Annotated in this window: 13 protein-coding genes, 1 tRNA gene and 1 pseudogene; 9 read left to right on the top strand and 6 right to left on the bottom strand. The window is 65.5% G+C overall.

What is annotated here, in order from left to right:
- Positions 1-265 precede the first annotated feature (265 nt).
- Both ACVW1B_RS40640 and cpdR read right to left on the bottom strand, forming a co-directional pair.
- Positions 266-340, bottom strand: a tRNA-Val gene (locus tag ACVW1B_RS40640).
- 78 nt (positions 341-418) lie between these two features.
- Entirely contained in the window at positions 419-778 is a 360-nt protein-coding gene (gene cpdR / locus ACVW1B_RS40635; protein ID WP_016843340.1) for a cell cycle two-component system response regulator CpdR, read from the bottom strand.
- A 306-nt stretch (positions 779-1,084) separates the two neighbouring features.
- Between cpdR and ACVW1B_RS40630 the strand changes: the two genes are divergently transcribed.
- The 3 genes from ACVW1B_RS40630 to ACVW1B_RS40620 all read left to right on the top strand — a co-directional run bounded on the left by ACVW1B_RS40630 (position 1,085) and on the right by ACVW1B_RS40620 (position 4,375).
- A complete protein-coding gene (locus tag ACVW1B_RS40630) occupies positions 1,085-1,972 on the top strand; it encodes an N-formylglutamate amidohydrolase (protein WP_456777747.1) in 888 nt (295 codons plus the stop codon).
- A 571-nt stretch (positions 1,973-2,543) separates the two neighbouring features.
- The gene (gene hisN / locus ACVW1B_RS40625; protein ID WP_456777748.1) at positions 2,544-3,323 is read left to right on the top strand and encodes a histidinol-phosphatase; all 780 of its coding nucleotides are present in this window, start codon (positions 2,544-2,546) and stop codon (positions 3,321-3,323) included.
- 83 nt (positions 3,324-3,406) lie between these two features.
- Complete coding sequence (locus ACVW1B_RS40620) at positions 3,407-4,375, top strand: tripartite tricarboxylate transporter substrate binding protein (RefSeq protein ID WP_456822923.1); 969 nt, start codon at positions 3,407-3,409, stop codon at positions 4,373-4,375.
- 8 nt (positions 4,376-4,383) lie between these two features.
- Here ACVW1B_RS40620 and ACVW1B_RS40615 read toward each other — a convergent pair.
- Positions 4,384-5,278, bottom strand: a pseudogene (locus ACVW1B_RS40615) (LysR family transcriptional regulator).
- A gap of 92 nt (positions 5,279-5,370) precedes the next feature.
- On the opposite strand from ACVW1B_RS40615, the gene ACVW1B_RS40610 reads away from it, so the two are divergent.
- Entirely contained in the window at positions 5,371-6,123 is a 753-nt protein-coding gene (locus tag ACVW1B_RS40610; RefSeq protein ID WP_456777749.1) for a sulfite exporter TauE/SafE family protein, read from the top strand.
- A 30-nt stretch (positions 6,124-6,153) separates the two neighbouring features.
- Here the strand turns inward: ACVW1B_RS40610 and ACVW1B_RS40605 are convergent, their stop codons facing one another.
- The gene (locus tag ACVW1B_RS40605; protein WP_438077550.1) at positions 6,154-6,789 is read right to left on the bottom strand and encodes a LysE family transporter; all 636 of its coding nucleotides are present in this window, start codon (positions 6,787-6,789) and stop codon (positions 6,154-6,156) included.
- A gap of 238 nt (positions 6,790-7,027) precedes the next feature.
- On the opposite strand from ACVW1B_RS40605, the gene ACVW1B_RS40600 reads away from it, so the two are divergent.
- Both ACVW1B_RS40600 and ACVW1B_RS40595 read left to right on the top strand, forming a co-directional pair.
- A complete protein-coding gene (locus tag ACVW1B_RS40600) occupies positions 7,028-8,827 on the top strand; it encodes an adenylate/guanylate cyclase domain-containing protein (protein ID WP_057016253.1) in 1,800 nt (599 codons plus the stop codon).
- Positions 8,828-8,887: 60 nt separating this feature from the next.
- Positions 8,888-9,547, top strand: coding sequence for a hypothetical protein (locus tag ACVW1B_RS40595; RefSeq protein ID WP_253604448.1), 660 nt, complete (start codon positions 8,888-8,890; stop codon positions 9,545-9,547).
- A 63-nt stretch (positions 9,548-9,610) separates the two neighbouring features.
- Here ACVW1B_RS40595 and ACVW1B_RS40590 read toward each other — a convergent pair whose 3' ends face one another.
- Positions 9,611-10,558: an alpha/beta fold hydrolase gene (locus ACVW1B_RS40590; protein WP_057016251.1), complete on the bottom strand. Its 948-nt coding sequence runs from the start codon at positions 10,556-10,558 to the stop codon at positions 9,611-9,613.
- 221 nt (positions 10,559-10,779) lie between these two features.
- On the opposite strand from ACVW1B_RS40590, the gene ACVW1B_RS40585 reads away from it, so the two are divergent.
- Positions 10,780-11,256, top strand: coding sequence for an Hsp20 family protein (locus tag ACVW1B_RS40585; protein ID WP_076827682.1), 477 nt, complete (start codon positions 10,780-10,782; stop codon positions 11,254-11,256).
- 169 nt (positions 11,257-11,425) lie between these two features.
- On the opposite strand, the gene ACVW1B_RS40580 is transcribed toward ACVW1B_RS40585, so the two are convergent.
- On the bottom strand, positions 11,426-12,259 hold the full coding sequence (locus tag ACVW1B_RS40580; protein ID WP_253604452.1) for a hypothetical protein: 834 nt from the start codon (positions 12,257-12,259) through the stop codon (positions 11,426-11,428).
- A 470-nt stretch (positions 12,260-12,729) separates the two neighbouring features.
- Between ACVW1B_RS40580 and gltB the strand changes: the two genes are divergently transcribed.
- Entirely contained in the window at positions 12,730-17,466 is a 4,737-nt protein-coding gene (gene gltB / locus ACVW1B_RS40575; protein WP_456822922.1) for a glutamate synthase large subunit, read from the top strand.
- Positions 17,467-17,602: 136 nt separating this feature from the next.
- Entirely contained in the window at positions 17,603-19,060 is a 1,458-nt protein-coding gene (locus ACVW1B_RS40570; RefSeq protein ID WP_456822921.1) for a glutamate synthase subunit beta, read from the top strand.
- Positions 19,061-19,193: the final 133 nt, after the last annotated feature.

Raw genomic sequence — 19,193 nt, 5'->3', positions numbered from 1 at the left:
CGGCGTATGGATCCCTGCTTTCGCAGGGACGACGCCTGGAGGGAGCCGCGGCCCCTCGGTTCAAGCACTGTTGTTTCTGGAATACCGGATCACCTGCATGCACGCATGATGACACCGAGAGCTTGGCTGTTTGACTGGTTGAATCAGAAGTCGCCGCCACGTCATTCCAAAGCGTGGCTTGCCGAGCCGAAGCTCGCGGCCGCAGGCCCGCCTCCGCCCGTTGGGCTTCGGCGCGGCATCCTTCTCTCGCTTCGCGAGCGAAGGATGGTGGGTGCGACAGGGATCGAACCTGTGACCCCTACCATGTCAAGGTAGTGCTCTCCCGCTGAGCTACGCACCCAAAGCGTATTTGGATCGGGTCCCTATAACGGACGGCGGCGGGGCAGGCAAGGATACAAAGTGAAGGTTTTTTGGCGAATCAGGCCGCCAGCAACTTATTCACTTCGCTGACCAATTCCCTGAGGTGCACGGGCTTGGCCAGCACCTTGGCGTTTTTCGGCGCCTCCGAATCGGAATTGAGGGCCACCGCGGCAAAGCCGGTGATGAACATGATCTTGATATCGGGATCGAGTTCCGAGGCACGGCGCGCCAGCTCGATACCGTCCATCTCGGGCATCACGATGTCGGTGAGCAGCATTTCGAACGGCTCCTCGCGCAGCCGCTGGTAGGCCGACATGCCGTTGTCGTGCGGCGAGACCTTGAAACCCGCGTTTTCGAGCGCCTTGACCAGGAAGCGGCGCATATCGGTGTCGTCTTCGGCGAGAAGTATTTTCGGCATGGCAGGAATCGTCGAATCCGGCTTGAGGAGCAGTCCGAACAGTAAGCCCGACAGACGGTAAATTTCGGGTGAAATTTGCGTCAAGCCAGCGGCAAATGCGCGCCACCCATTTGTGGACCGAACCAGACATCGAATCAACCGGGTGCCGCATTTGCTGCTTTTAAGACGCGTTCCAGCTGAAACCACACTCTTTTCACTTGGCAGAATGATCGCGATTACCGACAATGCGTGCCCATAAATCTCCGCTTTTCCGGCAGACTCAGTTGCTGCGGGGGCGAGGCGGACGCAAGGGACGGCGCCAAGAGAATGACCGAATTTGCTGGCGAGTTGTCGCCCCCGTTCGAGATCGTTGAGCCGCAGGCCTGGCGCGCGCCGATCATCTTCAATTCCCCGCATTCGGGCTCGGTCTATCCGGCCGAATTCCTCGACGCGTCGCGAATCGATGTGGTGTCGCTGCGCCGCTCCGAAGACTCTTTCATGGACGAGCTGATCGCGGGCCTCAGCGATCGCGGCTTTCCGATCGTGCGGGTCAACTTCCCGCGCTCCTATGTCGACGTGAACCGCGAGCCCTACGAGCTCGACCCGCGCATGTTCACCGGGCGGCTCCCGAGCTTTGCCAATACGCGCTCGATGCGGGTGGCCGGCGGCCTCGGCACCATCCCGCGCGTGGTCGGCGACGGCCAGGAGATCTATCGCGAGCGGCTCGACGTCGACGAGGCGCTGCGCCGGATCGAGGTGCTCTACAAGCCCTATCACCGCGCACTGCGCCGGCTGATCAACAAGGCGCACCAGGCGTTCGGCGCGGTGATGGTGGTCGACTGCCACTCGATGCCGTCGGTCGGCGTGTCGCGCGACGAGCCGCGCCGGCCCGACGTCGTGATCGGCGACCGCTACGGCACGAGCTGTGCGCCGCTATTGCCCGACCTCGTCGAGGAGATCATGAGCTCGCTCGGCTATTCGATCGGCCGCAACAAGCCCTATGCCGGCGGCTTCATCACCGAGCATTACGGCAATCCGGCGAGCGGCCTGCACACCGTGCAGATCGAGCTCAACCGCGCGGTCTATATGGATGAGCGCCGCCGCGAGCGCGGCCCGCGCTTCGCGCAGGTGGCCGCCGACTTTGCCACCCTGGCGGATGCGCTGGCGAAAATCCCGTTCGGAGATCTCGGCCCGTTCCAGGCGGCCGCGGAGTAGCGCTCGGTTCGGCCGGGACTGCGGTTGCCAACCGAAGCCGTGAATATGGAATTCAGTCGGCGACTGGGCCTCACGCGAAACTGGATTCCGTGTTCACGCGCGGAAGCAATGAGCCAAGAAAAAAGGGCCGCTTGAATGAACAAGCGGCCCAAGTCTAGGGAGGAAACGCCCAAGGAGGGCAGCGATAGCGCGAGGCGCTACCGCACCGCAACAATATGCGACCGCGCTGCACAAAACGCAAGAACTTTCGAAACATTTCTTGGGTAATGTTGGAAAGTCTGGCGAAACTGCAACAGGCCGGCAGGAGCGGCTTTCCGTATGTAGGATCAATATCTTACAAGGAAAGCCCCGAGCGGTCGGCGCTCTGCGCATAGCTTGTATACCAGAATTCGCAACTTCGTGATCGAGACCGAGACCCCGGGCGCTTTCGAATCCGAAGCCAAATCGAAAGTCCGGAACCGCGTCACCGGGCTGGATAACACTCCGTTAATCGTGCGCGCCGCGCCGGATTGAGCTAGGCAAGACCGCATCCGATTTCTACCGCGTCGTTTGCGCAGTTCAGGGACATGCCGTGACGGTCATCGACTTTACCGCCTTCATCGGCCGCCTTGCGACCGCATCCGGCGAAACCATCCTGCCGTTCTTCCGCACCTCGCTCTCGGTCGACAACAAGAGCTCGAACGATTTCGATCCGGTCACCGAGGCCGACCGGGCGGCGGAAGCCGTGATGCGGCGGCTGATCAAGTCGAACTTCCCCCAGCACGGCATCGTCGGCGAAGAGTTCGGCAATGAGCGCGAGGACGCCGACTATGTCTGGGTGCTCGATCCGATCGACGGCACGAAATCCTTCATCGCCGGCTTTCCGATCTGGGGCACGCTGATCGCGCTGCTGCACAAAGGTACGCCGGTATTCGGCATGATGCACCAGCCCTATATCGGCGAGCGCTTCTCCGGCGACAACGGCTCGGCGCACTACTCCGGCCCGTCGGGCGAACGGCGGCTCTCGGTGCGGCGCTGCGCCTCGCTGAAGGAAGCGACCGTCTTCACCACGAGCCCGCTGCTGATGAATCCGGATGACCGCGCCCGCTTCGGCCGTATCGAGAATACGGCGCGCCTGTCGCGCTATGGCGGCGACTGCTACTCCTATTGCATGCTCGCCGCCGGTCATCTCGACCTCGTGGTCGAGACCGAGCTGAAGCCCTACGACATTGCCGGCCTGATCCCGATCGTCACCGGCGCCGGCGGCGTCGTCACCACCTGGGACGGCAAGCCGGCGCAAAGCGGCGGCCGGATCATCGCGGCCGGCGACCCGCGCGTGCATGAAGCGGCGATGAAGCTTTTGAACGCCTGAGTTCCCTGCCTGATTTCTTGAGTTGCCGGGCGTCTGATCCGCGCCCATCCTGACCGCAACCAGAAAAGTCAGGGATGGGCGACATGACGATGCGCGGCAGGCTGCTGGCAGCCCTTCTCCTGTTTCTCGCGCCCGTCACGGCTTTCGCCCAGGATTTTCCGACCAAGCCGATCCGGCTGATCGTGCCATTCCCGCCCGGCGGGCCGAACGACATCATCGCACGGGTGATCGGGCAGAAGATCTCGGAGCTCGCAAGGCAACCCGTCATCGTCGACAACCGCGCCGGCCAGGGCGGCGTGCTCGGCACCGACGCAGTCGCGAAGGCCGCGCCCGACGGCTACACGGTGGCGATCGCGAGCGCCGGCGCGCTGGCGATCAGCCCCAGCATGGAGAAGGTCGCCTACGACACGCTGAAGGACCTCGCGCCCGTGACGCTGGTCGCGACCGTGCCGGAGATGCTGGTGGTCGCCGCCAACGTGCCGGCGAAGAACATGAACGAACTGGTCGCGCTCGCCAGGGCGCAGCCGGGCAAGCTCAACTTCGCCTCCTCCGGCCCGGGCAGCCTGCCGCATCTCGCCTGCGAATTGTTCAAGCTGACGGCCAAGGTCGACATCGTGCACGTGCCCTATCGCGGGGCCGCGCCGGCGGTGAACGACCTGCTGGGTCAGCAGGTGCAGATGACCTTCCTCGACCTGCCGGTGATCCTGCCGCAGATCAAGGCTGGCGCGCTGCGGCCAATCGCGCTCGGTGGGCGCGAACGCGCGCCGACCGCACCCGACGTGCCGACCACCTCCGAGGCCGGCATGCCCGACCTGGTCATCGAGAACTGGTACGGCATGGTCGCGCCCGCACGCACGCCGCCCGCGATCATCATCAGGCTGAACCAGTTCGCCACCGCGGCAATGGCCGATCCGATCGTCAAGCAGAAGCTCGCCGAGCAGGGTCTGACGCTGGCCGGCGACACGCCGGAGCATTTCCGCGACTTCATCGCCGCCGACATCAGGAAATGGGCGAAGGTGATCCAGGACGCCGGCGTGGTGACGACGAAATGAGCCAGCCGTCAGCGCTGCGCTTCGGCGCGCAGATAGTCCACCAAGTTGCTTGGCCGCGCGCGGCAGCGCCTTGAAGCTGCGCGCGCAGATCGTCAGCCGGCGGTTGGCCCAAGCGTCGCGGATCCTTATCGTCGTGATCGGCATCGACGCCGCGCAGCGCCGCGCCGCGGTCTCCGGGATCACGGCGATGCCGACATCGGCGGCGACCATCTGGCAGATCGCGTCGAAGCCGCGCAGGCGGGCGCGGAAGCGCAGCCGCGCCCCGAGCTTTGCGGCATGCCGCGAGATATGAACCTGCAGCGCGGATGTTGCCGTGAGGCCGACGAAATCGCGGCCGACCACTTCCTGGAAGTCGATCTGGCGGCGGCCGCCGAGATCGCCGCGCCGCGACGCCACCAGCATCAAGCGGTCCTCGCTGAACAGGAAGCGCTCGACGCTGTCGGGCAGCGCGTGCTCCGCGGCGAAGCCGAGATCGGCGGCGCCGCTGGCGATCGCGGTCGCGATATCGGTGCTCTCGCGCTCCTCGACATCGACGCTGATATCGGGATGCTCGTGCAGGAAGGCCGCGAGCGCGCGCGGCAGATGCTCCGACAGGCCCGAGGTGTTGGCGAGCAGCAGCACGTTGGCGCGCACGCCGCTGGCATAGGCGGCGAGATCGCTTTGCAGCGCCTCGACATTGTGGATCACGATGCGGGCGTGGCCGAGCAAGCTCTCGCCCGCCGCAGTAAGTTCGACGCCGCGGCGGCCGCGCTTGAGCAGCGCGACGCCGAGCGCTTCCTCGAGGCCCTTGATCCGCTCGCTGGCCGAAGCCAGCGCAAGGTTCGCGCGCGCCGCGCCCTGGGTGATGCTGCGCGCATCGGAAACCGCGATGAACAATTGCAAATCGGTCAGGTCGAACCGCATGACGTTTCCCACCCCATACCTTCGGGTCGTCCGAAGGCTAACTCCGTAACCTCCAGATTGTGCCGTTCGCATCGATCGGTCAATGTGCCGCCATGGTCGACCATCTCCTGATCTTCATCGCTTTCGCCTTCCTGCTCGCCGGCTTCGTCAAGGGGACGCTCGGCCTCGGCCTGCCGACGGTCGCGATGGGGCTGCTCGCAACCACGATGGCGCCGGGCCAGGCGATTGCTATCGTGATCGTGCCGGCGATCGTCACCAATATCTGGCAGACCTTCGTCGGCCCCTATCTGCGCGACATCATCAAGCGGCTGTGGCCGTTGATGCTCGGCACCGTGGCGGGCATCTGGATCAATGCCGGGCTGCTGACCGGGCCTTACGCGGCCTACGGCACCGTCGTGCTGGGCGTGCTGCTGGTGATCTACGCGATCGTCGGGCTGAGCAGGTTCAGCTTCAAGGTCGCGCGGCGCGACGAGAAATGGATCGGCGGCATCGTCGGCGTCATCACCGGGCTGATCTCGGCGGCGACCGGCGTTCAGGTCATCCCCTCGATGCCTTTCATGCAGGCGATCGGCATGGAGAAGGACGAACTGGTGCAGGCGCTCGGCGTGTTCTTCACCACTGCGACCGTGGCGCTCGCCTTCAACCTCACGGCATCGGGCCTGCTGACGGCAGCCACCGCGCTGCCGGGCGCGGTCGCGATGGCGGCGTCGTTCACCGGCATGTTCATCGGCCAGGCGGTTCGCACACGGATGCACCCCGAGGTGTTCCGCCGCTGGTTCCTGATCGCGATGATCCTGCTCGGCATCTATCTCGCCGGCAGCGCACTGCTCAAGATCCACGGTTAGAGCGGCAAAGCGAGAGCCTCAAGGCGCGAGCTAGCGCGCCTCCAGCGTCGCGACGCGGACGCCGAGATAGATGAAGAGCGCGCCGAGCGAGCGGTTGATCCAGGCGATCACGCCGGCCGATTGCCTGATGTGGCCGGCAGCCCGCGCCGCGAAGGCCGCAAGGCCAAGGCACCACAGCGTGCCGCCGGTGATGAAGATCAGGCCGAGCACCAGGAAGGCGAGCGTCTTGTGCGGCGAATCGGCCGCCACGAATTGCGGCAGGAAGGCCAGGAAGAACAGCGCCACCTTGGGGTTGAGGATATTGGTCAGCGCCCCCTGCCAGAACACGCGCGAGATCGAGGTCTCGCCGCCCTGCCCGGCGATCTCGGCGACCGGCTTGGCGCGCGAAAGCAGCATCTGCAGGCCGGTCAGCACCAGATAGGCCGCGCCGACCAGCTTGACGGCCAGGAACGCGGTCGACGAGGCCATCAGCAGCGCCGACAGGCCGATCGCCGCACCCAGCACATGGACCAGGCAACCGCAGCTGATTCCCATCGCCGCAGCAGCTCCGCCGCGCCATCCGAGCTGAATCGTGCGCCCGATGATATAAGCGGTATCCGGCCCCGGTGTGACGTTGAGCAGCAGGCCGGACAGGACAAACAGCCAAAGTTCGTGAATTCCCAGCATGGCAGTGAGATTAACCTATGCAAGTAACCGCCCGGAAAGGATGATCAGCCAGCCGGCGCCATCCCAGCGACACACGAATTCAGTAGAGAAACCACTGTACGATCCGTTGGTCGCATGCCAATTCCTGCTACTATGCATTATAGGTGCCTGCAAACCGGGCTTCCGCCGGACCCGGCCTGTCTTGTAAGTATCGGATTCGGTCACCTCGGCTAAGTGGCCATTCCAGGGCACAGGAGACATGGAAAGACGGCTCGCTGCCATTCTTTGCGCTGACATCGCCGGCTATTCCCGCATGATGGGTGCCGACGAGGCGGGGACGCATGCCTCGTTCAAGGCGCACCGCAGCGCGATTTACCCGATCATCCTCAATCATGGCGGCCGAATCGTCAAAAACACCGGCGATGGCTTCCTCTTGGAATTTCCGAGCATCATCGGCGCGATCGAGGCCGCCGTCGCGATGCAGACCCTGATGGCCGAGCGCAACGAACATTTGCCGGCCGACCGCGCCATGCACTTCCGGATGGGCGTCCACATGGGCGACGTGATGGCCGACGAGGACGAGGTGTTCGGCGACGACGTCAACATCGCAGTCCGTCTCGAGACGGTCGCAACGCCCGGCGGCATCGCGGTGTCGGACAAGGCCCGCACCGAAGCGGGACGGCGGCTTGCCGTCACCCTCGTCGACGCCGGCCCGCACCGCTTCAAGAACATCGCCGAGCCGGTCAATGTCTGGACCTGGGCGCCGGCCGGATCCGATGCCCAGGAGCAGGTTCCGGACGACGGCCCGCATCTGCCGGGGCAATACCGGACCGCAATCGTCGGCGTGCTGCCGTTCGACAATCTGAGCGGCGGCGCCGACGAATATTTCTCGGACGGCCTGACCGAGGACCTGATCCACGCGCTGTCGCTGCAATCCTTCTACCGCGTGCTGAGCCGCAACTCGACCTTCGCCTACAAGGGCAAGAACGTCTCGACGCGGCTGATCGCGCGCGAGATCGACGCGACCTATCTGATCCAGGGTTCGGTACGGCGCGCCGGCAACAAGATCCGCGTCTCCGCCGAGCTGATCGCGCCCGAGAAGGGCGAGCAGCTGTGGACCGGCCGCTACGACCGCGACATGGGCGACCTGTTCGCGATGCAGGACGAGATCACCGCGAATCTCTCCGCCGCCGTCGCGCAGGAGATCTATCGCGCCGAAGCATCGGCACCGGCGCGCTCGCCGAACGCCGAACTGACGGCGTGGGATCGCTTCCTGAAGGGGCTGTCGCACTACTATCAGCAGACCAAGGACGATTGCGAAACCGCGATCGCGCTGTTCAAGGAGGCGATCGAGCTCGACCCCGCGCTGTCGATCGCGCGCGCCTATCTGGCGCTGATCCAGATCCAGAGCATCCAGTTCGGCTGGATTCCGAGCACGCGCGAATTGTGGGCCTCGTCGGTCAGCCTGGCCGAGAGCAGCGTGCGGCTCGACCCGCGCTCCTCGTTCGCGTTTTCGCTGCTGGCCTATCTGCACGCGATGCAGGGCCATTACGAAGCCGCGATGGACGCCATCAAGCGGGCGATCGAGCTCAACCCCTACGACATGGGCGCGCGCGGCGTTCTGGGAATCTGCCACATGGTGATCGGCGATCATCGCAAGGCGGTCGATCTGTTCTCGACGGCGGTCCAGCGCGGCAACAGCGACCCGCGCTACCAATGGGCGGCGCTGAACGCATTCAGCCATTATCTGCTCGGGCAATATGACGCGTCGCTGTCGTGGTCGCGCGAGGGGCTGTATCTGAACCCGAACCATCTGCAGTGCCTTGCGGTGCGCACCGCAGCGCTCGCCCAGCTCGGCCGCGCCGACGAGGCCGCGCAGGCGGCCGAGGCCCTGCTCGCCAACCATCCCGAGCTGACGGTCGAGCGTCACTTGCGCAATTTCCACTGGAAGAACCCGGCCGACATCGCGCATTATCGCGACGGCCTCTTGAAAGCCGGCCTGCCGTTCGGCAAACTCGCTCTGGTTGCATCCACCTCGAAATTCGCCGTCGACTCCTGAGCGAATTCATCCACCGGTAATGGATGCTTTTTAAGCTGAAGCTTTTCAGGATGTGGTTTGATGTCCGATACGGCTGCAAGCGCGGCGCCCGCCCCGCAGATTTCCCCCGACAATCCCTGCCCGTTCCTGCGGGCGCTCGTCGCCGGCAACTATGTCGGCGGCCATATCGTGCCGCTGCCTGAACTGACCGGGACCATCGGGCGCGCAACCGGCAAGACCGGGTTCGAGGGATTCACCGCGCGGGCGAAGATCTTCATGGTGGCGCAGATCGCCAACGGCCTCGGTCCTTTCAGCCAGCTGCGCAGCCTGTTCCAGGGCGCCATTCTCGACGCGCTGCGCAACGGCCCGCTCGACAAGCACGGCGCCGGCTCGCGCATCCTCGACCAGCACGCGGTGGTCCATGAGGACGAGATCGCGCGGCTCGCGACCTTCGGCAGCGACTACAAGGCACCCGACGGCAGCGTCGAACGCGGGCTGTCGGCCGCCGAGATCAAGACGTTCATGGCGGCGAACTTCCAGCGCGCCAAGGACGAGCATCCGCCGTCCTACGGCATCCTGCACTGCTACTATCCGCTCTTGATGCTCGGCGAGTGGCCGGTGCTGCTCGACATCATGGGCAAGGGCGAAGGGAAGAACCGCTATCTCAGCGTCGCCGAGGTCAGGACGCTGTTCGTGGACAAGCGCTTTCCTGACCGGATCGTCGCGCTGCTACAGCGCTAGATTTTTGTTGGACGCGTTTTCTTCACGCGAACCGGTTTCCCCTTCGCTCGAAAACGCCATGTTTCACTTGAACAGCGGCGTGCCCGGCACGAACGCATCGAACGCCGCCCAGAATTGGCCGCGGTAGCGGTCCTGCTCCTGCAGGATCTCGTGCTTGGAGCCGGCGATCACGAGATGCGAGCCGGCGCGCAAGTGATAAGCGAACTCCTCGATCGCGGCCGTCGACACCACCTCATCATTGCTCGCCGCCAGCATCAGGATCGGCTGGCGGATTTCCGACGGATACGACGTGCCGCGGAAGGTGCGCATCGCGGTGAACGCGGTGTCGGCCCAGGCGATCGTCGGCGCCGCGATGCCGAGCGTCGGATCTTCTTCCAGGATCGCCGCGTTGCGGGCATGGCGCACCGGATCGCTGGTCACGGGATTGCCGATGAAGGGCGCGAGGCCGACCAGTTCGTCGCTGCCGCCGGGAACATAGCGGCCGCCCTGCCCGGCCAGCCGCATGATCCGAAGCAGCGCGCTCGGGAAGAACGACACGCGGCGGCGCGGCAGGTCGATCATCGGCGCCGACAGCACCATGCGGTCGAACCAGCGCTTGCCGGCATGCGCGAGGCGCAGCATCACCGCACCGCCCATCGAATGCGCCAGCGCGAAATAGGGCGGCGGGCAATCCGGCAGCACCACCTGCTGCACGAAGGTCTCGACGTCGACCTCGTAGTCGGCGAAGTCGCGCACATAGCCCTTGCGGGGATCGCGCAGCCGCCGCGACGAGTGGCCCTGCCCGCGCCAGTCGATCATCGCCACCGCAAAGCCGCGGTCGCGCAGATCGCGCACGGTCTCGAAATATTTTTCGATCATCTCGCCGCGCCCGCCGAACACGCAGACCGTGCCCTTGCGGCCGGGCGGCGGCGCCCAGCGCGCAAAGCGCAGCTCGGCCCCGTCTGGTGTCTTGATGGTGCCACTGACAACGTCGTCCGGAACCGGGTTGGCGGGAATCGAGACGAGCGTCATGAAGGGGACCGGAGTGGTGAGACAGGGTGGAGATCAAGGACGCCGGCGCCGAAAAATGCGACGCGGTTTCCGCCTCTTGAACGCGACGTGACCCCTCCCATATCACCTCCGTGCAGGCCGCTACCAGTGCTTCGGAACCGAAACATCAGGCTGCACACATCTAAGCCCGGCCCGATGGCGGGCGGGTAACTGAAACAGTCGCTCAATGGAGGACTATTCCTATGCGTAGCTACGACCTCACTCCGTTTTATCGTTCCACCGTCGGCTTCGACCGCCTCTTCAACCTGCTCGATCAGGTGACCTCGGACGGCAGCCCCGGCTATCCCCCCTACAACATCGAGCGCACCGGCGAGAATGCTTACCGGATCAGCGTTGCAGTCTCCGGCTTCTCGCAGGCCGAGCTTTCGATCGTCGCGAAGGAGAACACGCTGACGATCAAGGGCGAGAAAACCGCCAACGAGAACTCCGGCAACGGCGCCGAAGTGCTCTATCGCGGCATCGCCTCCCGCGCCTTCGAGCGCGTCTTCCAGCTTGCCGACTTCGTGCAGGTGAAAAACGCTTCGCTCGAGAACGGTCTGCTCCACGTCGATCTCGTCCGCGAGATTCCCGAGGCCAAGAAGCCCCGCAGCATTCCGATCGGCGGGGGCGAGAAGGCTCCGCAGGTCGTTGACGGCTCGGCCGGCAAGGTCGCCGCCTAAGCAACAAACCCCGCGTCAGCAGATATTGGCTGATCGCGAAAACGCCCCGGGAAACCGGGGCGTTTTTTGTTGCCGTCAGTCCGTAGCCCGGATGAAGCGAAGCGCAATCCGGGAGGGTCGTGCCGCCGGGAACGTCCCCGGATTTCGCTCCCCATCCGGGCTACGGATCTCACTCCAATCCCTGCACCTTGGGCATTGCCTGGGTCGGCAGGATCGCGGGCGCGGGCGCCGGCGGCGGAGCACCCTGACCGACGGTCGGAGCCTCGGCTTGCTGGACGGCTTGCGGCGCAGCCTGGGCCTCAGCCGGCTTCGGGGCTGCGGCCTGCTCGGCCGTCGCGGGTGTGGCTGCCTGAGCAGGCTGCGGCGTGGCCGCCTGCGGGACGGCGGCCTGGGCCGCCGGGGCCGGAGCCTGGGCTGCCGCCGGCGCTTGGGCAGCCGCCGGAGTCTGGGTCGCCGGAACCTGAGCCGCCGGAACCTGGGCCTTGGCCCCCAGCGGGTTCCGCTTCGGCACCGGCACGCGGCTGGCAACATGCGGGATCGGGAGTGGCGGGCGCGGCACCCGGGCCTGGATCGGCCGCGGCATCGGCCCGACGGGACCGTCGGTCGCGCTCATTTCCTCTTCGTAATTGTCGCCGAGCCGGGAGGCCGGCGTGAAGCGGATGATGTGCCCGTCACGGGCATCGATCACCAGCCGGCCGTCGTCGCCGCCCTGGTCGATCACCGAGATCGTGTAGACGAACCCGCGCTGCCGGGGCGCGCCAAGTGGCAGATAGCCGTTCTCGCGGAGCACGGTATAGACCTCGACCGGCGGCAACAGGCTCGGGACCCGGCCAAAGCGCGGCGGCGGCGGAACCTCGGGCATGGCGGCATAGGGCCCGTCCATGTCGGATACCCTGACCAGAAGCGGGCTGCCGATCCGGGCGGACGTCGCCAGCTGGGCCTCGGCCGAGGCTGCGCTGAGCGCGAGGGCGGCGGCAGCAACCGAACCTGTGAACAACTTCATCGCCGTAACTCCTGTCTGCCCCGCCCTGGAGCGTTTCCGCTCTCTTGCCGGCTTGCCCGGGGCAAAACTTCAGTTTCAAATTCGGCGGTCCTTGGTCCCTCCTTGGGCCAGATCACGGCGTGTTTGCTTCGAATCGGGGGCGCCTCATGCCCGCCGAGCCGTTCGATCCGAGCATGCGGGCGAGGACTTCCTCGCGCTTGTGTGATAGACAAAAATTTGGCAAGGTCTAAGTTAGGACAGTAAAGCTGTCTCAATTTCGAGGCCATCCCGGCATAGGGATTGCAACGAGACCTCGGCGCCCCGAGCTCCGAGAATGCTGCAGGCAGGGCCGTCCCTCAGGGGACGTTGAAACGCCCGTCGTCTGAATTTAGGAAAATGCGGCTCGCGGCGGACGAGCGGTGGCCCGGTGGGTGCCGCAACGTCCAAGGTGCGCCAAATATGGTGGGGCCCTTACGAAAGGGAGAGGACACATGAGCGGGTCGGAATTCGAGCGCGAAAACATCGTGGCAGGAACGCTGTCGGCGACCGCGGACTCGAAAGCCGCCGAGCCCGCGCGTGAGTTGCATACTTGGCGCCCGGAAGCCGAAGGCCTGTTTGATCCGAGCCTGGAAAAGGATTCCTGCGGCGTCGGCTTCATCGCCAACATCAAGGGCCAGAAGTCGCACCAGATCGTCTCCGACGCGCTGAACATCCTGTGCAACCTCGAGCATCGCGGCGCCGTCGGCGCCGACCCGCGCGCCGGTGACGGCGCCGGCATCCTGGTGCAGATCCCGCACGCCTTCTTCGCGCGCAAGACCGCAGAGCTCGGCTTCAAGCTGCCGCAGCCCGGCGAATACGCCATCGGCGCGCTGTTCATGCCGCGCGATGCCGCGTGGCGGAACGTGATCAAGAGCATCATCGCCGACGAGATCAAGAACGAGGGCTTCAAGCTGCTCGGCTGGCGCGACGTGCCCAGCGACAATTCATCGCTCGGCGTCACCGTGAAGCCGACCGAGCCCTACCACATGCAGGTCTTCATCGGCCGCAATGGTGCGGCCAAGACCGAGGACGATTTCGAGCGCCACCTCTACATCCTGCGCAAGTCGATCTCGCAGGCGATCTATCAGCGCCGCGACCGCGGCATGGCGGGCTACTATCCGTGCTCGCTGTCGTGCCGCACCGTGATCTACAAGGGCATGTTCCTCGCCGACCAGCTCGGCAAGTACTATCCCGACCTGCATGAGGCCGACTTCGACAGCGCGCTGGCGCTGGTGCATCAACGCTTCTCGACCAACACCTTCCCGACCTGGTCGCTGGCGCATCCCTACCGGATGATCGCCCATAACGGCGAGATCAACACGCTGCGCGGCAACGTCAACTGGATGGCGGCGCGACAGGCTTCCGTGCATTCGGAGCTCTACGGCAAGGACATCAGCCGCCTGTGGCCGATCTCCTATGAGGGCCAGAGCGACACCGCCTGCTTCGACAACGCGCTCGAATTCCTAGTGCAGGGCGGCTACTCGCTGCCGCACGCCGTGATGATGATGATTCCGGAAGCGTGGGCCGGCAATCCCCTGATGGATGAGCAGCGCCGCGCGTTCTACGAATATCATGCCGCGCTGATGGAGCCGTGGGACGGCCCGGCCGCGATCGCCTTCACTGACGGCCGCAAGATCGGCGCGACGCTCGATCGCAACGGCCTGCGCCCGGCGCGCTATCTCGTCACCAAGGACGACCGCATCGTGATGGCGTCCGAAATGGGCGTGCTGAAGATTCCGGAGGACCAGATCGTCACCAAGTGGCGGCTGCAGCCCGGCAAGATGCTGCTCGTCGACCTCGAGCAGGGCCGCCTGATTCCCGACGACGAGATCAAGGCCGACCTCGCCAAGAGCCATCCCTACAGCGACTGGCTGCATCGCACCCAGATCCAGCTCGAGGAGCTGCCGGATGCGCCGGCCAAGGGCGTGCGCTCCAACCTGCCGCTGCTCGATAGGCAGCAGGCGTTCGGCTACAGCCAGGAAGACATCGCGATCCTGATGACGCCGATGGCGGCCACCGGCGAGGAAGCCGCCGGCTCGATGGGCAACGACACGCCGATCTCGGCGCTGTCGGACAAGCCGAAGCAGCTGTTCACCTACTTCAAGCAGAACTTCGCGCAGGTGACGAACCCGCCGATCGACCCGATCCGCGAGGAAATCGTCATGAGCCTCGTCTCGATCATCGGGCCGCGGCCGAACCTGTTCGACCTGCAGGGCGTCGCCTCGACCAAGCGCCTCGAAGTGCGGCAGCCGATCCTGACCGACGCCGATCTGGAAAAGATCCGCTCGATCTCCGACGTCGCCGAGACCCACTTCAAGTCGCGCACGCTCGACACCACCTTCCACGCCGGGTTCGGCGCCGCGGGCATGGAGCAGGTGCTCGACGAGCTCTGCGCGCGCGCCGAGGGCGCGGTGCGCGAGGGCATCAACATCATCATCCTGTCGGACCGCATGACCGGCACCGACCGGATTCCGATCCCGTCGCTGCTGGCCTGCGCCGCCGTGCATCATCACCTGATCCGCACCGGTCTGCGCACCTCGGTCGGCCTCGTCGTGGAATCCGGTGAGCCGCGCGAGGTGCATCACTTCGCCTGCCTCGCCGGCTACGGCGCCGAAGCGATCAACCCCTATCTCGCGTTCGAAACCATCCTCGCGATGAAGGACCGGCTGCCCGGCGCGCTCGACGACTACGAGATCGTCAAGCGCTACATCAAGTCGATCGGCAAGGGCCTGCTCAAGGTGATGTCCAAGATGGGCATCTCGACCTACCAGTCCTATTGCGGCGCGCAGATCTTCGACGCGGTCGGCCTCAAGGCGGACTTCGTCGCCAAGTATTTCGCCGGCACCCACACAAGGATCGAGGGCGTCGGCCTCGGCGAGATCGCCGAGGAGACCGTGCGGCGCCACACCGACGCGTTCGGTGACGGGCAGATCTACAAGAGCGCGCTCGATGTCGGCGGCGAATATGCCTACCGCACCCGCGGCGAGGACCATGCCTGGACCGCGGAATCGGTCTCGACGCTGCAGCATGCCGTGCGCGGCAATTCGCAGGAGCGCTACCGGGCGTTCGCCAAGATCCTCAACGAGCAGTCCGAACGTCTCTTGACGCTGCGCGGCCTGTTCCGGATCAAGGGCGCCGAGGACGACAAGCGCAAGCCGGTCAAGCTCGAGGACGTCGAGCCGGCCAAGGACATCGTCAAGCGGTTCTCGACCGGCGCGATGTCGTTCGGCTCGATCTCGCGCGAGGCGCACACCACGCTCGCGATCGCGATGAACCGGATCGGCGGCAAGTCGAACACCGGCGAAGGCGGCGAGGAGTCCGACCGCTTCAAGCCGATGCCCAACGGCGATTCGATGCGCTCGGCGATCAAGCAGGTCGCCTCGGGCCGGTTCGGCGTGACGACGGAATACCTCGTCAACTCCGACATGATGCAGATCAAGATGGCGCAGGGCGCCAAGCCCGGCGAAGGCGGCCAGCTGCCCGGCCACAAGGTCGACGCGACGATCGCCCGCGTCCGGCATTCGACGCCGGGTGTCGGGCTGATCTCGCCGCCGCCGCATCACGACATCTACTCGATCGAAGACCTCGCCCAGCTGATCTACGACCTCAAGAACGTCAATCCTGACGGCCAGGTCTCGGTGAAGCTGGTGTCGGAGGTCGGCGTCGGCACGGTTGCCGCAGGCGTCGCCAAGGCGCGCGCCGACCATGTCACGATCGCGGGCTTCGAGGGCGGCACCGGTGCCTCGCCGCTGACCTCGATCAAGCATGCCGGCTCGCCGTGGGAGATCGGTCTTGCCGAGACCCACCAGACGCTGGTGCGCCAGCAGCTGCGCAGCCGCATCGCGGTTCAGGTCGACGGCGGCTTCCGCACCGGCCGTGACGTCGTGATCGGCGCGCTGCTCGGGGCCGACGAGTTCGGCTTCGCCACCGCACCCCTGATCGCGGCGGGCTGCATCATGATGCGCAAGTGTCATCTCAACACCTGCCCGGTCGGCGTCGCGACCCAGGATCCGGTGCTGCGCAAGCGCTTCACCGGCCAGCCGGAGCACGTCATCAACTACTTCTTCTTCGTCGCCGAGGAAGTCCGCGAGATCATGGCGCAGCTCGGCTACAAGACGTTCGACGAGATGGTCGGCCAGGTCCAGATGCTGGACCAGACCGCGCTGGTCTCGCATTGGAAGGCCAAGGGCCTCGATTTCTCCAAGCTGTTCGTGCGGCAGAAGGAGGAGAAGGGCCAGACGATCTATCACTCGGAGAGCCAGAACCACCATCTGGAAGCCGTGCTCGACCGCCGGCTGATCGAGAGGGCGCAGGCCGCGCTCGATCGCGGCGCCCCGGTCAAGATCGAGGAAGAGATCAACAACACCGACCGTTCCGCCGGCGCGATGCTGTCGGGCGCGGTGGCCAAGATCTACGGCCATGCCGGCCTGCCGCTCGACACCATCCATGTCGGCCTGAAGGGCACGGCGGGACAGGCGTTCGGCGCCTGGCTCGCCAAGGGCGTCACCTTCGAGCTCGAGGGTGAAGGCAACGACTATGTCGGCAAGGGCCTCTCGGGCGGCTGCATCATCGTCAAGCCGCCGAAGATCTCCGGCATTGTGCCGGAAGAGTCGATCATCGTCGGCAACACCGTGATGTACGGCGCGATCGCGGGTGAGTGCTACTTCCGCGGCATCGCCGGCGAGCGCTTCGCGGTGCGCAACTCCGGCGCGGTCGCCGTCGTCGAGGGCGCCGGCGATCATTGCTGCGAATACATGACCGGCGGCATCGTCGTGGTGCTCGGCAAGACCGGACGCAACTTCGCGGCCGGCATGTCCGGCGGCATCGCCTATGTGCTGGACGAGGCCGGCGACTTCGACAAGCTCTGCAATCTGTCGATGGTCGAGCTCGAGCCGGTGCTGTCGGAGGAGATGATCAACGCCGACACCTACCACCACTCCGGCGACCTCGAGGCGCATGGCCGGGTCGACGTGTTCCAGAACCTGCTCGACTCCGACGTGGAGCGGCTGCACGTCCTGATCACGCGTCACGCCAAGCTGACGGGTTCGAAGAAGGCGGCGGAGATCCTCGCCGACTGGAAGAGCTGGCTGCCGAAATTCCGCAAGGTGATGCCGGTGGAGTACCGCCGCGCGCTGAAGGAAATGAAGGCCAACGCCGACGCCGAGCCGAAGATCGCGATCGGCGCGTAGGGTTCATCACGCGTCATTCCGGGGCGCGCAAGGCGCGAACCCGGAATCTCGCAAGGCAACTTCAAGATTCCGGGTCCGCGCCTTCGGCGCAGCCCGGAATGACGGAACAACTGAGATGCAGGGGCATCGGGTTTCAATGGGTAAGATCACAGGTTTTCTCGAGATCGAGCGGCATGACCGCAAGTACGAGCCGGTCGCCGATCGACTCAAGAACTTCAGGGAATTCGTCATTCCGCTGAGCGAGAAGGACACGCGCGACCAGGCTGCGCGCTGCATGAATTGCGGCATCCCCTATTGCCACGGCACCGGCTCGACCGCGCCGGGCACGCCGGGCTGCCCGGTCAACAACCAGATCCCCGATTTCAACGACCTCGTCTATCAGGGCAACTGGGAAGAAGCCTCGCGCAACCTGCACTCGACCAACAATTTCCCCGAATTCACTGGCCGCATCTGCCCGGCGCCGTGCGAGGCGTCCTGCACGCTCAACATCGACGACAACCCGGTCACCATCAAGACCATCGAATGCGCGATCGTCGACCGCGCCTGGGACAATGGCTGGCTGAAGCCGGAGATCGCAGCCGTTAAGACCGGCAAGAAGGTCGCCGTGATCGGCTCGGGTCCCGCCGGCATGGCCGCCGCGCAGCAGCTCGCGCGCGCCGGCCATGAGGTGCACGTCTACGAGAAGTTCGCCAAGGCCGGCGGCCTGCTGCGCTACGGCATTCCCGACTTCAAGATGGAGAAGGACATCATCGATCGCCGCGTGGCGCAGATGGAAGCCGAGGGCGTCACCTTCCACTACGGCAAGGCCGTGGGCGGCTCGACGCCAGGCGCGATCGATCCGCAGGAGCTCGCCAAGCAGTATGACGCCGTGGCGCTGACCGGCGGCGCGGAAGCCCCGCGCGACCTGCCGATCCCCGGCCGCGAGCTTTCCGGCATTCACTTCGCGATGGACTTCCTGCCGCAGCAGAACCGCCGCGTCTCCGGCGAGCCGCTGAACGGCGCCGCCGACATCCTCGCCGGCGGCAAGCATGTCGTCGTGATCGGCGGCGGCGATACCGGCTCGGACTGCATCGGCACCTCGTTCCGGCAAGGCGCAAAGTCGGTGACCCAGCTCGAGATCATGCCGGCGCCACCCGAGCACGAGAACAAGGGCGTGACCTGGCCGAACTGGCCGCTGAAGATGCGCACGTCGTCGAGCCAGGCCGAAGGCGCGGTGCGCGAATTCGCCGTGCTGACGACGAAGTTCGAAGGCGTCGACGGCAAGGTGACGAAGCTGCATTGCGTCAAGGTCGACGATAAGTTCAAGCCGCTGCCCGGCACCGAGTTCACGCTCGACGCCGAGCTCGTGCTGCTGGCGATGGGCTTCGTCCATCCGGTGCACGAGGGCCTGCTCAAGACGCTGGGCGTCGAGCTCGATCAGCGCGGCAACGTCCGAGCCTCTCTGCACGACTACCAGACCTCGCGCGCGAAGATCTTCTCAGCCGGCGACATGCGCCGCGGCCAGTCGCTCGTGGTCTGGGCGATCCGAGAAGGCCGCCTGTGCGCGCGCTCGATCGACACCTTCCTGATGGGGAAGACCGATCTGCCGGGGTAAGCGCGTCAGCCGCCACGCCACTGCAGCCACACACTGAACTGTCATCGCCCGCGAAAGCGGCGATCCAGTATTCCAGAGACGTCAAGGCTTGAACGGACAGGCCGCGGCGTACTGGGTGCCCCGCCTTCGCGGA

This window comes from Bradyrhizobium sp. USDA 4502 (assembly GCF_054063355.1).
Note: the sequence above shows the minus strand (reverse complement) of the source record. Positions and strands in the feature narration are given on the sequence as shown.